This window comes from Pantoea sp., from assembly GCF_032114055.1.
In the GTDB taxonomy this organism is placed as follows: domain Bacteria; phylum Pseudomonadota; class Gammaproteobacteria; order Enterobacterales; family Enterobacteriaceae; genus Pantoea.
In genome coordinates this window covers 384,798-398,757 of record NZ_DAMCTB010000001.1, presented here as the reverse complement: position 1 = coordinate 398,757, position 13,960 = coordinate 384,798, and the positions used below count along the sequence as shown (strand labels likewise).

Sequence of the window (13,960 nt, the reverse complement as noted above, 5' to 3'; positions counted from 1 at the left end):
GATGAGTCCCAATTAACACGGGTTGCCAGCGTGAATATCGGCGTTTTTTGTAAGTTAATAATTTTTTACAAAACTTACCGTAAATTGCATTGAATGACTGGCAAAACGCTTCAGACTCTCCGTTTTTTAAACCGTCGCTCGGATCATATTTAATGAAAGCCTATAACAAGCTGTCTGCTGTTCTTTTGCTCTCCGCTGGAGCTTTTTGTCACCAGGCACTGGCCGATAACGCCGTCTTCACCTCAATGGATGACCCTTCTACGGCGAAAAAGCCGTTTGAAGGTTCTGCATCAGCGGGCTATCTGGCGCAAACCGGTAATACCACCAGTTCTTCCCTGACCGCCCAGACCAATATGACCTGGTATCAGTCATCGATGGCGTACAGCTTGTGGGGCAACGCAGCCAACACCTCATCCAACGATGAGCGCTCTTCTGAGACCTACAACATTGGTGGTCGTTCACGTTATAACGTCAGCGCCTATGACTATCTGTTTGGCCAGGCGAGCTGGCTGAGCGACCGTTTTAACGGTTATGACTCACGCGACGTCCTGACCGCCGGTTACGGTCGTCAGATTCTGAACGGCCCGGTGCACTCGCTGCGCGCGGAATTCGGTCCGGGCGTGCGTTATGACGATTACCATGCAGGTGGCCATCAGACAAAAGCGCTGGGCTACGGCGCTGTCAGCTACCAGTGGCAGCTGACTGACACCACCAAATTTATTCAGGGTGTCTCCGTGCTGAGCAGTTTTGGCGAAGATACGACGGTCAACTCCGAAACCGGTCTGCAGGTTGCCATCAACAGCCACTTCGCGCTGAAGCTGGCGTACAACGTGACCTGGAACAACCATCCGGCGGAGTCTGCGCCAGATCGCACCGATACCAAAACCTCAATCATGCTCTCGTACGCGATGTAAGCGCATTTTTGCGGCAACGTTCCCTGCGGCCTGACCTTGCGTCAGGCCGTTTTTTTTTGTTCGCGCCACGGCTTAGCAAAGGGGGGATGGTTTTTCTCGCCGGGGAAAACTGCTATTATCTGCCTGCACTCTGAGCCTGGCGACATTCCGACAATGTGGGTCTGATATCACGCCAGGCCACTACTCTCATGACATTGCATGTAGGCTTTCGTGTGGCTTACCACTGCAAATAAGGATATGAAATGCCTGTAATTACGCTTCCTGATGGCAGCCAGCGCGTATTTGACCGCCCTGTCAGTGTGATGGACATTGCGCTGGACATCGGTCCGGGTCTGGCTAAAGCCTGTATCGCGGGTCGGGTTAACGGAGAACTGGTTGACGCTGTCGATCCCATCACCGAAGACGCTGCTGTCGCGATCATTACCGCTAAAGATGAAGCGGGTCTGGAAATCATCCGTCACTCCTGCGCGCACCTGTTAGGGCATGCGATCAAACAGCTGTGGCCCGATACCAAAATGGCGATTGGCCCGGTCATTGATAACGGCTTCTATTATGATGTCGACATCGACCGCACGCTGACTCAGGAAGATATCGACCTGCTGGAAAAACGCATGCATCAGCTGGCTGAGACCAACTACGATGTGGTGAAGAAGAAAGTCAGCTGGCAGGAAGCCCGTGACGTCTTTGCGGCGCGCGGCGAAATTTATAAAACCACCATTCTTGATGAAAACATCAGCCATGACGATCAGCCTGGCCTCTATCATCACGAAGAATATATCGACATGTGCCGCGGTCCGCACGTGCCGAATATGCGGTTCTGTCACCATTTCAAGCTGCAGAAAATTTCCGGCGCCTACTGGCGCGGCGACAGCAGCAATAAAATGCTGCAGCGTATTTATGGCACTGCCTGGGCAGACAAAAAGCAGCTGGCGGCCTATCTGCAGCGTCTGGAAGAGGCGGCGAAGCGTGACCATCGTAAGATTGGTAAGCAGCTGGACCTCTACCACATGCAGGAAGAAGCGCCGGGCATGGTCTTCTGGCACAACGACGGCTGGACCATCTTCCGCGAACTGGAAGTGTTTGTCCGCAGTAAGCTGAAAGAGTACCAGTATCAGGAAGTGAAAGGTCCGTTCATGATGGACCGCGTCCTGTGGGAAAAAACCGGCCACTGGGAAAACTACAAAGAGGCAATGTTCACCACCTCTTCCGAGAACCGTGAATATTGCATCAAACCGATGAACTGCCCGGGGCACGTTCAGATCTTTAATCAGGGTCTGAAATCGTACCGCGACCTGCCGCTGCGTATGGCGGAGTTCGGTAGCTGTCACCGTAATGAGCCATCGGGTGCACTGCACGGTCTGATGCGCGTTCGTGGCTTTACCCAGGACGATGCACACGTCTTCTGTACCGAAGAGCAGGTTCGCGACGAAGTGAACAGCTGTATCCGCATGGTCTATGACATGTACAGCACCTTCGGCTTCGAAAAGATCGTGGTGAAACTGTCTACCCGTCCTGAGAAGCGTATCGGCACCGACGAAATGTGGGATCGTGCCGAGGAAGATCTGGCGGCGGCCCTGAACGAAAATAACATTGAGTTTGAGTATCAGCCGGGTGAAGGGGCGTTCTACGGGCCTAAAATTGAGTTCACTTTGTATGATTGTCTCGATCGCGCCTGGCAGTGTGGCACAGTTCAGCTAGACTTCTCCCTGCCAAAACGCCTTGAAGCAACCTATGTGGGTGAAAACAACGATCGTCAGACGCCAGTGATGATTCACCGTGCGATTCTGGGGTCGATGGAGCGCTTCATCGGGATTCTGACCGAAGAGTTTGCTGGTTTCTTCCCAACCTGGCTGGCACCGCTGCAGGTCGTGGTTATGAATATTACCGACGGACAGGCAGAATATGTTGAGTCTTTGACACGTAAATTGCAGAATGCGGGCATTCGTGTGAAGGCGGACTTGAGAAATGAGAAGATAGGCTTTAAAATCCGCGAGCACACATTACGTCGCGTCCCTTATATGCTGGTCTGTGGTGATAAAGAGGTGGAAGCTGGCAAAGTGGCCGTTCGCACCCGCCGTGGTAAAGACCTGGGGTCGCTGGATGTTGATCTGTTTGTTGAGAAGCTGCAACAAGAGATTCGCAGCCGCAATCTTCACCAATTGGAGGAATAAAGTATTAAAGGCGGAAAACGAGTACTACCGACGCGTCCGAACAAAATTAACAGTGAAATCCGCGCAACAGAAGTGCGCTTAACGGGCATGGATGGCGAGCCGATTGGCATTGTCACATTACGCGAAGCATTGGAAAAAGCCGAGGAATCGGGTGCCGATCTCGTAGAGATCAGTCCGAATGCCGAACCGCCGGTTTGCCGCATCATGGATTACGGCAAGTTCCTCTATGAAAAAAGCAAATCTTCTAAGGAACAGAAGAAGAAGCAAAAAGTTATTCAGGTTAAGGAAATTAAATTCCGTCCTGGAACCGATGATGGCGACTATCAGGTCAAACTACGCAACCTGATTCGCTTTCTGGAAGATGGCGATAAAGCCAAGATCACGCTCCGCTTCCGCGGTCGTGAGATGGCGCACCAGCAGATCGGTATGGAAGTGCTTAACCGCGTCCGTAAAGATCTGTGTGAAGATCTGGATTTGGCCATTGTCGAATCCTTCCCTTCGAAGATCGAAGGCCGCCAGATGATCATGGTGCTCGCTCCTAAGAAGAAACAGTAGGCTTTCAAGTGACGTTTACCGTGCAGCGTTCGCGCTGTGCGGTGATGCGTTCGCCTGTCTGGGTCATGTTATTAACAATGCGAAGTGGATATTTTTAAAATGCCAAAGATTAAAACTGTACGTGGCGCGGCTAAGCGCTTCAAGAAGACCGCTTCTGGCGGCTTCAAGCGTAAACACGCAAACCTGCGTCATATTCTGACGAAGAAATCTACTAAGCGTAAACGTCACCTGCGCCCTAAAGGCATGGTGTCTAAAGGCGATCTGGGTCTGGTTGTTGCCTGCCTGCCGTACGCATAAGTAAGTTTTTTTTATTAATTCAGAATATTAAACAGGAGAGCTAAATGGCTCGTGTAAAACGTGGTGTAGTTGCTCGCGCACGTCACAAAAAAATCTTAAAACAAGCTAAAGGCTATTACGGTGCACGTTCACGTGTTTACCGTGTTGCTTTCCAGGCTGTTATCAAAGCTGGTCAGTATGCTTACCGTGACCGTCGTCAGCGTAAGCGTCAGTTCCGTCAGCTGTGGATCGCGCGTATCAACGCAGCGGCACGTCAGAACGGCATGTCTTACAGCCGTTTCATCAATGGTCTGAAAAAAGCAGCCATTGAGATCGACCGTAAGATCCTGGCCGACATCGCCGTATTCGACAAAGTGGCATTCACTGCACTGGTCGAAAAAGCGAAATCAGCTCTGGCGTAAGTCAGATAGAAAAGGGAGCTTGCTCCCTTTTTTATTGCCTGTAACCTACGCAAAAGATTGACATTTTCGGCGCTGCGCATTTCAATAGTGTCCCGGTATGAGCATGACAAGGTAACCGCAAGCATGAATGCTGCTATTTTCCGTTTCTTTTTTTACTTTAGCGCCTGACATCCGGGGGCTTTTGCGCATAAGAGAAGAAACGAAAAATCGCGCTGAAAGCCTCCCCTGTGGAGGCTTTTTTGTTTCTGGCGCTAGCATATTGGACCGGCAGGTCCCAACGAGAACTGACCAGCCTGACTGGAAAAAGAGGAAATTATGTCTCAACTCGCAGAACTGGTGGCCAGCGCCACGGCGGCCATCGACGGGGCGACAGATATTGCCGCCCTTGACGCGGTGCGCGTCGAATATCTGGGTAAGAAAGGCCATCTGACACTGCAGATGACCACATTACGCGAGCTGCCAGCAGAAGAGCGCCCTGCAGCGGGTGCGGTCATCAATGAAGCCAAACAGCAGGTGACCGACCGCCTGAATGTGCGCAAAGAGGCGCTTGAAGCCGCCGTGCTCAATGCCCGACTGGCGCAGGAAACGATCGATGTTTCCCTGCCAGGACGCCGCATTGAGAACGGTGGTCTGCATCCGGTAACCCGCACCATGGACCGCATTGAGACCTTCTTTGGCGAGTTAGGCTTTGCCGTGATGACCGGTCCAGAGATCGAAGATGACTACCATAACTTTGATGCGCTGAACATTCCTGCTCACCATCCGGCACGTGCCGATCATGACACCTTCTGGTTCGATGCTACCCGCCTGCTGCGTACGCAGACCTCTGGCGTGCAGATCCGTACCATGCAGGCTCAGCAGCCGCCGATTCGCATTATTGCGCCGGGTCGTGTCTACCGTAACGATTACGATCAGACCCATACGCCGATGTTCCATCAGATGGAAGGGCTGATCGTGGATAAAAATATCAGCTTCACCAATCTCAAAGGCACGCTGCACGACTTCCTGAACAACTTCTTTGAAGAAGATTTGCAGATCCGTTTCCGTCCTTCCTACTTCCCGTTTACTGAACCTTCTGCTGAGGTGGACGTAATGGGTAAAAACGGCAAGTGGCTGGAAGTGCTGGGATGCGGCATGGTCCATCCTAATGTACTGCGCAACGTGGGTATTGATCCGGAAGTTTACTCCGGCTTTGCCTTCGGGATGGGCATGGAGCGTCTGACCATGTTGCGCTATGGCGTGACCGATCTGCGCGCTTTCTTCGAAAATGATTTACGTTTCCTCAAACAATTTAAGTAAGGGCAGGTTATCCAATGAAATTCAGTGAACTCTGGTTACGCGAATGGGTAAATCCAGCCCTGGACAGCGCCGCGCTGTCTGAACAAATCACCATGGCCGGTCTGGAAGTAGACGGGGTGGATGCCGTGGCCGGCGCGTTTCATGGCGTCGTGGTCGGTGAAGTGGTGGAGTGCGGCCAGCACCCTAACGCAGACAAACTGCGTGTCACCAAAATCAACGTCGGCGGCGATCGCCTGCTGGATATCGTCTGTGGCGCGCCAAACTGCCGCCAGGGGCTGAAAGTCGCCGTCGCGACCGTAGGTGCGGTGCTGCCGGGTGATTTTAAAATCAAAGCAGCCAAACTGCGTGGTGAACCCTCTGAAGGGATGCTCTGCTCGTTCTCCGAGCTGGGGATTTCCGACGACCATAACGGCATCATCGAACTGCCAGCTGATGCACCGATTGGCACCGACATTCGTGAATACCTGCAGCTTGATGACAACACCATCGAAATCAGTGTCACACCTAACCGCGCTGACTGCCTGGGGCTGATCGGGATTGCCCGCGATGTCGCCGTGCTCAACGGTTTACCGCTGAACGTGCCGGAGATGCCGACAGTGGCGGCTACCCTGAACGACACCTTCCCGATTCAGGTTGAAGCGACGGACGCCTGTCCGCGTTATCTGGGCCGTGTTGTCAAAGGGATCAACGTCGCGGCGGCGACACCCCTCTGGATGAAAGAGAAGCTGCGTCGTTGTGGTATTCGCTCTATCGATCCGGTGGTTGATATCACGAACTATGTGCTGCTGGAACTGGGTCAGCCGATGCACGCTTTCGACCTCGACCGCCTCAACGGCGGCATCGTGGTGCGTATGGCGAAAGAGGGCGAGAAGCTGACGCTGCTGGATGGCACAGAAGCCAGCCTGCAGGCAGATACCCTGGTGATCGCCGATCATCAGCAGGCGCTGGCAATGGCCGGTATCTTCGGGGGGGAACATTCTGGTGTGAATGGCGAAACCCGCAACATCCTGTTTGAGTGCGCTTACTTTGATCCGCTCTCCATCACCGGTCGCGCACGCCGCCACGGTCTGCATACCGATGCGTCACACCGCTATGAGCGTGGGGTTGATCCGGCGCTGCAGCATACCGCGATTGAGCGTGCCACTGCGCTACTGCTGTCAATCTGCGGCGGTGAAGCGGGCCCGGTCATCGACCAGACTCATCAGGCCGCGCTGCCGGTTCCGGCGACCATCACGCTGCGCCGCGAAAAGCTGGATCGTCTGATTGGCCATGTCATCGCTGACGAGCAGGTTACCGACATTCTGACGCGACTCGGCTGCGACGTCACCGTGGGCAACGGCGAGTGGCAGGCTGTAGCACCGAGCTGGCGTTTCGACATGGCGATCGAGGAAGATCTGGTAGAAGAAGTGGCCCGTATTTACGGCTACAACAACATTCCGGATGTACCGGTTCAGGCCGGGCTGGTGATGACCCGTCATCGCGAAGCGAATCTGTCGCTGAAACGCGCTAAAAACCTGCTGGTGGATAAAGGCTATCAGGAAGCGATCACCTACAGCTTTGTGGATCCGAAAATCCAGCAGCTGCTGCATCCGGGCGAAGAGGCGCTGCTGCTGCCAAGCCCGATTTCCAGCGACATGTCGACGATGCGCCTCTCGCTCTGGACCGGTCTGCTCAGCGCGGTGGTCTACAACCAGAACCGCCAGCAGAGCCGCGTGCGTCTCTTTGAAAGCGGCCTGCGCTTTGTGCCGGATACACAGGCTGATTTGGGCATTCGTCAGGATCTTATGCTGGCTGGGGTCATCAGCGGCAACCGTGTTGAAGAGCACTGGGATCTGGCGCGTCAGACCGTTGACTTCTATGATTTGAAAGGTGATTTAGAGTCGCTGCTCGATTTAACCGGCAAACTGGATGACATCCGCTTCCGTGCTGAAGTGAATCCAGCGCTGCATCCGGGACAGAGCGCGGCAATTTATCTGCAGGATGAAAAAATCGGATTTATCGGCGTGGTCCATCCTGAGCTGGAACGGAAGCTTGATCTTAACGGCCGCACCTTAGTCTTTGAACTGCTTTGGAATAAGGTCGCAGACCGCGTCCTGCCTGACGCGCGCGAGGTTTCTCGCTTCCCGGCGAACCGTCGTGATATCGCGGTTGTTGTGGCCGAAAACGTGCCTGCAGCAGATATCATTGCGGAGTGTAAGAAAGTTGGCGTAAATCAGGTAGTTGGCGTAAACTTGTTTGACGTGTACCGCGGTAAGGGCGTTTCTGAGGGCTACAAGAGCCTCGCAATCAGCCTGATTTTGCAGGATACCAGCCGGACACTCGAAGAAGAGGAGATTGCCGCGACCGTTGGCAAATGCGTTGCGGCATTAAAAGAGCGATTCCAGGCAACCTTGAGGGATTGAACCTATGGCGCTTACAAAAGCTGAGATGTCAGAGTACCTGTTTGAGAAACTCGGGCTGAGCAAACGCGATGCCAAAGAGTTAGTAGAGCTGTTTTTCGAAGAGGTACGTCGCGCTTTGGAAAACGGAGAACAGGTTAAACTGTCTGGGTTTGGTAATTTTGACCTGCGTGACAAGAACCAGCGTCCTGGCAGAAACCCAAAAACGGGTGAAGATATTCCGATTACTGCGCGTCGCGTAGTAACGTTCCGCCCAGGACAGAAGCTGAAAAGCCGCGTAGAGAACGCTACACCCAAAGAGACTGACTGAATTTCAGCGTTTCAAAAAGGCCGCGCAAGCGGCCTTTTTTCATGGCTATCCGCCGTGGTCGTGCAGGGCCATCATCTTCTCTGTCGCAGCACAACCTGGTGCGAACCGCCGCACCGACCTTTCTTTTTTCTGCAATCTCTCTACAATCAAATCTCTGTTTTCTCAGCGTATCCCGCTTATGTCACTGCTCGACCAGCTCGCGCGTCAGGCCGATCGACGCGGCCAGAAATGGCTGATGGCGTTAGCTCTGACGCTCTCTGTACTTCTCTGTCTCAGCCTCTGTGCCGGAGACAGCTGGATTGCGCCCTCACACTGGCTCGCGGAAAGTAGCCGACTTTTTGTCTGGCAGTTGCGGCTGCCCCGCAGCCTGGCGGTAGTCCTGGTCGGAGCCTCACTGGCAGTGTGCGGCGTCGTGATGCAGGCACTGTTTACTAATCCGCTGGCAGAGCCGGGCCTGCTTGGCGTCTCGAACGGTGCCGGCATCGGTCTGGTGCTTGGCGTGCTGCTGGGCAGTGGGTCATTGTGGAGCCTTGCGCTTGCCGCGATTGCCGGGGCGCTGGTTATTACGCTCATCCTGCTGCATTTTGCGCATCGTCAGCTCTCGACGACGCGGCTGTTACTGACCGGTGTGGCACTCGGGATTATCTGCAGCGCCATCATGACCTGGGCGGTTTACTTCAGCACCACTCTCGATCTGCGTCAGCTGATGTACTGGATGATGGGCGGCTTCAGCGGGGTCGACTGGCGCTACGGCTGGATGATGCTGGCGCTGCTACCGGTAATGCTGGCCCTGAGTGCAACCGGGCAGATCCTTAATCTGCTGGCGCTGGGAGAGATCTCCGCTCGCCAGCTTGGACTCTCTCTTGTTGGCTGGCGTAACCTGCTGGTGCTGGCGATGGGCTGGCTGACCGGGATCAGCGTAGCGACAGCGGGGGCGATCGGCTTTATCGGACTGGTGATCCCACATCTGCTGCGTCTTTGTGGTCTCAGCGATCACCGCTATCTGCTACCCGCCTCCGCACTGGCGGGGTCGAGTGTGCTGCTGGCTGCCGATATTGTGGCCCGGCTGGCGCTGACCTCGGCGGAGCTGCCGATAGGTGTGGTAACGGCCACCCTGGGCGCGCCGCTGTTTATTTTTTTACTGGTGAAATCTTCACGCTAGCTCCGGCTGGTGACCCATATCTGCAACTGCATTCATAACAGGAAAGCCTATGAACATTTATCAGACAGAACTGGTTACGCTCGATGGGGAAAAAACCACGCTGGCACAGTGGCAGGGCAAGGTGCTGCTGGTGGTTAACGTGGCGTCGAAATGTGGCCTGACACCGCAATATGAAGAGCTGGAGAACCTGCAGAAGGCCTGGCAGGATCAGGGCTTCAGCGTGCTCGGTTTTCCCTGCAATCAGTTTCTTGAGCAGGAGCCGGGCAGTAATGAGGAGATCAAAACGTTCTGCAGCACCACCTATGGCGTGACGTTCCCGCTGTTTGCCAAAACCGAGGTCAATGGACCGGAGCGTCATCCGCTCTTTGCACAGCTGATTGCTGCCCGGCCAGAGGCGATCCGTCCGGAAGGCAGCGGCTTTTACGAGCGGATGGAGAGCAAAGGGCGCGCGCCGAAAGCACCGGGCGACATCCTGTGGAACTTTGAAAAGTTCCTGATTGGCCGGGATGGCAGCGTTATCCAGCGCTTTGCGCCGGATATGACGCCGGAAGATCCCATCATTCTGGAAACCATCAAGCAGGCGCTGGCGAAGTAAATGTTGCTGCGCCTGCAGCAGGCCGCCGTTCCCGGGCGGCTGATGCCATTCAGCGGTGAGATAGCCGCAGGCCAGCTGCTGCACGTGGCTGGCCCGAATGGTGCAGGCAAGAGTACGTTACTGAGCGTGATAGCGGGCCTGCAACCCGCTACCGGTTCGGTCGCGCTGGATGAGCGGCCGCTGAGTGACTGGCAGGGCGCGGCGCTGGCCAGGGTGCGTGGCTGGCTGCCCCAGCAGCAGATGCCCCTGAGCCAGATGCCGGTCTGGCACTATCTGCGCCTGCATTTTAAGCAGGGGGGGGCACAGGCCGATGCCCGGCTGGGCACGCTGCTGCAACAGCTTCAGCTGCAGGACAAGCTATCCCATTCTCTGACACGGCTTTCTGGCGGTGAGTGGCAGCGCGTCAGGCTGGCGGCAGTCTGCCTGCAGATACATCCGCGCATCAATCCGCTTGGACGGCTATTAATTCTTGATGAGCCAATGACCGCGCTGGACATCGGTCAGCAAAAAGCGGTCGACGATCTGATTGCGGAGCTGTGCGCGGCGGGCATCAGCGTGATTGCCAGCAGCCACGATCTCAACCACAGCCTGCAGCGGGCCAGTCAGATCTGGCTGCTGAATCGCGGGCAGCTGATTGCACAGGGCGAACCGGCTGCCGTTCTGACGCCACAGCGCCTCACACCGCTCTATCAGGTCGCTTTCCGTCAACTTGAACTGGAAGGGCGAACGTTGCTGACCGTGCTGCCCTGACACTTGCTACACCGCTGCCTTTACCGCTACATTAAGCCGGTTGCAATTTCTGATAAGGACATTTGGCGATGCGCCTGGGTTTGCTGATTTTAGTGCTGCTGCTGACGGGATGCAGTCATCACGCCCCGCCAGTGAATGGCCGTCTTTCCGATTCCATCACCGTGATTGCAGAACTGAACGATCAGCTCGGCAACTGGCACGGCACCCCCTATCGCTATGGCGGTATGAGCCGCAATGGTGTCGACTGCTCCGGCTTTGTCTATCTGACATTTCGCGATAAGTTTGCGCTGCAGCTGCCGCGCACGACATCTGCGCAAAGTGATATCGGCACCCGCATCAGTAAAGATGAGCTGCTGCCTGGCGATTTGGTTTTCTTTAAAACCGGTCGCGGCGAAAATGGCCTGCATGTCGGTATCTATGACAGTGATAATGCGTTTATCCATGCGTCAACCAGTCAGGGTGTGATTCGATCCTCGCTGGACAATGTTTACTGGCGAAAAGTGTTCTGGCAGGCGCGGCGCATATAAACCTGCTCTGACAAATCAGACTTAAGTCCAATTTTAAATAGAGTTAAAACAGGCGCTAAAAGTTTTATTTTAAATGACAGTTATTGTGCCCAGGTTTTTATTAGGCATAACAGACGCGGCGTTAATTCCATTAATAAGTATATTTTTATCATCACTATTTGGCTTAAGCGTTACAGCAGGCCGCCAAACGGTAATGGAAGGCTAAAGAAGTTCGTCTCTTCAATGATTTGGCACTATTGCCTGCAACTGACCATTACTATACGATATCTCCATCGCCGCATATTCTGGCATTAAAATGAAAATTCATCTCTCCGCCGACTATCAGTCGGAAATCTGGTTCTATCCTGTCTGTGATGTTGACGGACGGTTAACCGCTGTCGAGCTGGTTACGCAGTTTGTGCATGAGAGTGCACCTATTACTCTGCCGCAGGAGCTGCTGCTACCGCAGCTCGATGAGTCGCAACAGCTGCGCCTGCTACAAAGTCAGATCGGAATACTGGAACAGTATCGTGGATTATTCGAAGCACATTCGGTTTCCGCATTAATACGCATTGATGAAAACCTGGCCCGGACGCTGCTGGCCAGCGAGCTGGTGATGCGCAAATTAAAACAGCTGCCATTCATTCTGCTGAATATCACTGAAGCGTTTCCGCAACTCAGACTCGGCAAAAATAATGCGTTGCTGGCAAGCCTGCAGGCTGAGTTTAATTTAGCGCTTTCTCATTTCGGTGCTGGCAAAAGTCCATCAAATGCGGTCTATGATAATTTATTCAGCTGCATCAGCCTGGATAAGGACTTCATTCATTCGCTGGCCAAGCGTGCCTCCTTTGTGCCGTTTATACAGAGCATTATCGATAATTTCCGCGCACACTGCGATCATCTGATTATTTGTGGCGTCGACGACGAGAGACTGCTGGATAAAGTCAGCCAGCTGAGCGGTGCCGTTTTCCAGGGCGCGCTCTTCCCGGTCGTCAAATCGGATGCGCTGCGTTCGCTGCTCTGCGCCTGCAATCAGCAGCCTTCTTCCCGACATCCTGGCTGACAGATCCTGTTAATCCCGGCTATCGGCGTTACACTAAGGGACTAACCTGAGTAACGCTGAGCATCGCATGGGAGAAACAATGTCCTCACGCAAGGCCACCTTTGATAACACCTGGTTCCGTGAGCTTGCCGGAAATTACACCGCACTTCACCCCACGCCGCTGGCAGGTGGACGCCTGCTTTATCACAATGCGCCGCTCGCGGCCGCCATGGGACTGGACAGCACGCTGTTCGACGGTCAGGGTCACGGCGTCTGGCATGGCGCGGCTCTGCTGCCGGGTATGCAGCCGCTGGCACAGGTCTACAGCGGTCATCAGTTTGGCGTCTGGGCAGGGCAGCTGGGCGACGGGCGCGGCATTCTGCTGGGCGAGCAGCGTCTCGATGATGGCAGCAAACTGGACTGGCATCTCAAGGGTGCCGGCCTGACGCCTTACTCCCGCATGGGCGATGGCCGGGCGGTCATTCGCTCAAGCGTGCGTGAGTTTCTGGCGTCGGAAGCGCTGCACCACCTGGGCATCCCGACCACCCGCGCACTCACGTTGTCGATTGGCGATGAGCCGGTCTACCGCGAAACCCCCGAACGCGGGGCGATGCTGATGCGCATTTCACCGAGCCATCTGCGGTTCGGCCATTTCGAACACTTCTTTTATAGTCAGCAGCAGGCGAAAGTGCAGCAGCTGGCCGACTACGCCATTCGTCATCACTGGCCGCATCTGACAGAGGAAGCCGATCGCTATCAGCTGTGGTTTACCGACGTTGTGCTGCGCACCGCGCGGCTGATTGCGCTGTGGCAGAGCGTCGGTTTCGCGCATGGGGTGATGAACACCGACAACATGTCCATTCTGGGCCTGACCATTGACTATGGCCCCTTTGGTTTTCTGGATGACTATCAGCCCGATTTCATCTGCAACCACAGCGATTATCAGGGGCGTTACAGTTTTGAAAATCAACCGATGATAGGCCTGTGGAACCTGAACCGCCTGGCGCATGCATTATCAGGTCTGCTGACCACAGAGCAGCTGCGGGCGGCCCTGAGTGTCTATGAACCGGAGCTGATGCGGGTCTGGGGCGAACGGATGCGGGCAAAATTAGGATTGCTGACGCAGCAGAGCAGTGACAACCAGATTCTGACCGACCTGCTGGCACTGATGACGCGGGAGCACAGTGACTACACGCTGACGTTCCGGCTGCTCAGCGAGACACAGCAGGCAGAAAGCCGCTCACCGCTGCGGGATGAGTTTATCGATCGCGAGGCGTTTGACCGCTGGTATGAGGGATATCGCCGCCGTCTGCTGGACGAGCAGATCAGCGATGCGGAACGGCAGACCGTGATGAAAGCCGCGAACCCGGCGGTGATCCTGCGCAATTATCTGGCACAGCAGGTGATTGAAGAGGCCGAGCAGGGTGAGCATGAGGCGCTGGCACGTCTGCATCAGGCGCTGCAGACCCCCTTCAGCGATCTGGCGGCCACGGAGTATCGTCAGCGGCCGCCAGACTGGGGCAAAACCTTAGAAGTGAGCTGCTCCAGCTGATAATGTG

15 protein-coding genes and 1 other annotated feature are annotated in these 13,960 nt (G+C 55.0%); all 15 genes read left to right on the top strand.

Annotation, left to right across the window (positions count from 1 at the left end):
* The first annotated feature begins 152 nt into the window (after nucleotides 1-152).
* Nucleotides 153-914, top strand: coding sequence for a DUF481 domain-containing protein (locus tag RT657_RS01870; RefSeq protein ID WP_313652002.1), 762 nt, complete (start codon nucleotides 153-155; stop codon nucleotides 912-914).
* A 242-nt stretch (nucleotides 915-1,156) separates the two neighbouring features.
* The gene (gene thrS / locus RT657_RS01865) at nucleotides 1,157-3,085 is read left to right on the top strand and encodes a threonine--tRNA ligase (RefSeq protein ID WP_313652000.1); all 1,929 of its coding nucleotides are present in this window, start codon (nucleotides 1,157-1,159) and stop codon (nucleotides 3,083-3,085) included.
* A 3-nt stretch (nucleotides 3,086-3,088) separates the two neighbouring features.
* A complete protein-coding gene (gene infC, locus RT657_RS01860; protein ID WP_111139091.1) occupies nucleotides 3,089-3,640 on the top strand; it encodes a translation initiation factor IF-3 in 552 nt (183 codons plus the stop codon).
* 99 nt (nucleotides 3,641-3,739) lie between these two features.
* Nucleotides 3,740-3,937: a 50S ribosomal protein L35 gene (rpmI, locus tag RT657_RS01855; protein WP_006118955.1), complete on the top strand. Its 198-nt coding sequence runs from the start codon at nucleotides 3,740-3,742 to the stop codon at nucleotides 3,935-3,937.
* Between the two features lie 44 nt (nucleotides 3,938-3,981).
* Nucleotides 3,982-4,338, top strand: coding sequence for a 50S ribosomal protein L20 (rplT, locus tag RT657_RS01850; RefSeq protein ID WP_006118956.1), 357 nt, complete (start codon nucleotides 3,982-3,984; stop codon nucleotides 4,336-4,338).
* A gap of 118 nt (nucleotides 4,339-4,456) precedes the next feature.
* Nucleotides 4,457-4,582, top strand: a sequence feature (Phe leader region).
* On the top strand, nucleotides 4,462-4,506 hold the full coding sequence (gene pheM, locus RT657_RS01845; RefSeq protein WP_106120997.1) for a pheST operon leader peptide PheM: 45 nt from the start codon (nucleotides 4,462-4,464) through the stop codon (nucleotides 4,504-4,506). (Overlaps the previous feature by 45 nt.)
* Before the next feature lie 71 nt (nucleotides 4,583-4,653).
* Nucleotides 4,654-5,637, top strand: a complete 984-nt coding sequence (gene pheS / locus RT657_RS01840) for a phenylalanine--tRNA ligase subunit alpha (protein WP_313651998.1) — start codon at nucleotides 4,654-4,656, stop codon at nucleotides 5,635-5,637.
* 14 nt (nucleotides 5,638-5,651) lie between these two features.
* Nucleotides 5,652-8,039 carry a phenylalanine--tRNA ligase subunit beta gene (gene pheT, locus RT657_RS01835; protein WP_313651996.1) on the top strand — a complete coding sequence of 796 codons (2,388 nt, stop codon included), beginning with the start codon at nucleotides 5,652-5,654 and terminating at the stop codon, nucleotides 8,037-8,039.
* A 4-nt stretch (nucleotides 8,040-8,043) separates the two neighbouring features.
* Entirely contained in the window at nucleotides 8,044-8,346 is a 303-nt protein-coding gene (gene ihfA, locus RT657_RS01830; RefSeq protein WP_003853259.1) for an integration host factor subunit alpha, read from the top strand.
* 178 nt (nucleotides 8,347-8,524) lie between these two features.
* Entirely contained in the window at nucleotides 8,525-9,508 is a 984-nt protein-coding gene (btuC, locus tag RT657_RS01825) for a vitamin B12 ABC transporter permease BtuC (protein WP_313651994.1), read from the top strand.
* 49 nt (nucleotides 9,509-9,557) lie between these two features.
* Nucleotides 9,558-10,103: a glutathione peroxidase gene (locus RT657_RS01820; protein WP_313651992.1), complete on the top strand. Its 546-nt coding sequence runs from the start codon at nucleotides 9,558-9,560 to the stop codon at nucleotides 10,101-10,103.
* Entirely contained in the window at nucleotides 10,104-10,853 is a 750-nt protein-coding gene (gene btuD / locus RT657_RS01815) for a vitamin B12 ABC transporter ATP-binding protein BtuD (RefSeq protein ID WP_313651990.1), read from the top strand.
* Nucleotides 10,854-10,921: 68 nt separating this feature from the next.
* Nucleotides 10,922-11,380 (top strand): NlpC/P60 family protein, encoded by a 459-nt coding sequence (locus tag RT657_RS01810; protein ID WP_313651987.1) that lies wholly within the window; start codon nucleotides 10,922-10,924, stop codon nucleotides 11,378-11,380.
* A 295-nt stretch (nucleotides 11,381-11,675) separates the two neighbouring features.
* On the top strand, nucleotides 11,676-12,422 hold the full coding sequence (locus RT657_RS01805; protein ID WP_313651985.1) for an EAL domain-containing protein: 747 nt from the start codon (nucleotides 11,676-11,678) through the stop codon (nucleotides 12,420-12,422).
* Nucleotides 12,423-12,501: 79 nt separating this feature from the next.
* Nucleotides 12,502-13,953, top strand: a complete 1,452-nt coding sequence (locus RT657_RS01800) for a protein adenylyltransferase SelO family protein (protein ID WP_313651982.1) — start codon at nucleotides 12,502-12,504, stop codon at nucleotides 13,951-13,953.
* Nucleotides 13,954-13,960 lie beyond the last annotated feature (7 nt).

What these genes read in the sequence shown, in the direction of transcription:
- RT657_RS01870 (WP_313652002.1), top strand. Translation starts at nt 153, where the DNA reads ATGAAAGCCTATAACAAGCTGTCTGCTGTTCTTTTGCTCTCCGCTGGA.
- thrS (WP_313652000.1), top strand. Translation starts at nt 1,157, where the DNA reads ATGCCTGTAATTACGCTTCCTGATGGCAGCCAGCGCGTATTTGACCGC.
- rpmI (WP_006118955.1), top strand. Translation starts at nt 3,740, where the DNA reads ATGCCAAAGATTAAAACTGTACGTGGCGCGGCTAAGCGCTTCAAGAAG.
- rplT (WP_006118956.1), top strand. Translation starts at nt 3,982, where the DNA reads ATGGCTCGTGTAAAACGTGGTGTAGTTGCTCGCGCACGTCACAAAAAA.
- pheS (WP_313651998.1), top strand. Translation starts at nt 4,654, where the DNA reads ATGTCTCAACTCGCAGAACTGGTGGCCAGCGCCACGGCGGCCATCGAC.
- pheT (WP_313651996.1), top strand. Translation starts at nt 5,652, where the DNA reads ATGAAATTCAGTGAACTCTGGTTACGCGAATGGGTAAATCCAGCCCTG.
- ihfA (WP_003853259.1), top strand. Translation starts at nt 8,044, where the DNA reads ATGGCGCTTACAAAAGCTGAGATGTCAGAGTACCTGTTTGAGAAACTC.
- btuC (WP_313651994.1), top strand. Translation starts at nt 8,525, where the DNA reads ATGTCACTGCTCGACCAGCTCGCGCGTCAGGCCGATCGACGCGGCCAG.
- RT657_RS01820 (WP_313651992.1), top strand. Translation starts at nt 9,558, where the DNA reads ATGAACATTTATCAGACAGAACTGGTTACGCTCGATGGGGAAAAAACC.
- btuD (WP_313651990.1), top strand. Translation starts at nt 10,104, where the DNA reads ATGTTGCTGCGCCTGCAGCAGGCCGCCGTTCCCGGGCGGCTGATGCCA.
- RT657_RS01810 (WP_313651987.1), top strand. Translation starts at nt 10,922, where the DNA reads ATGCGCCTGGGTTTGCTGATTTTAGTGCTGCTGCTGACGGGATGCAGT.
- RT657_RS01805 (WP_313651985.1), top strand. Translation starts at nt 11,676, where the DNA reads ATGAAAATTCATCTCTCCGCCGACTATCAGTCGGAAATCTGGTTCTAT.
- RT657_RS01800 (WP_313651982.1), top strand. Translation starts at nt 12,502, where the DNA reads ATGTCCTCACGCAAGGCCACCTTTGATAACACCTGGTTCCGTGAGCTT.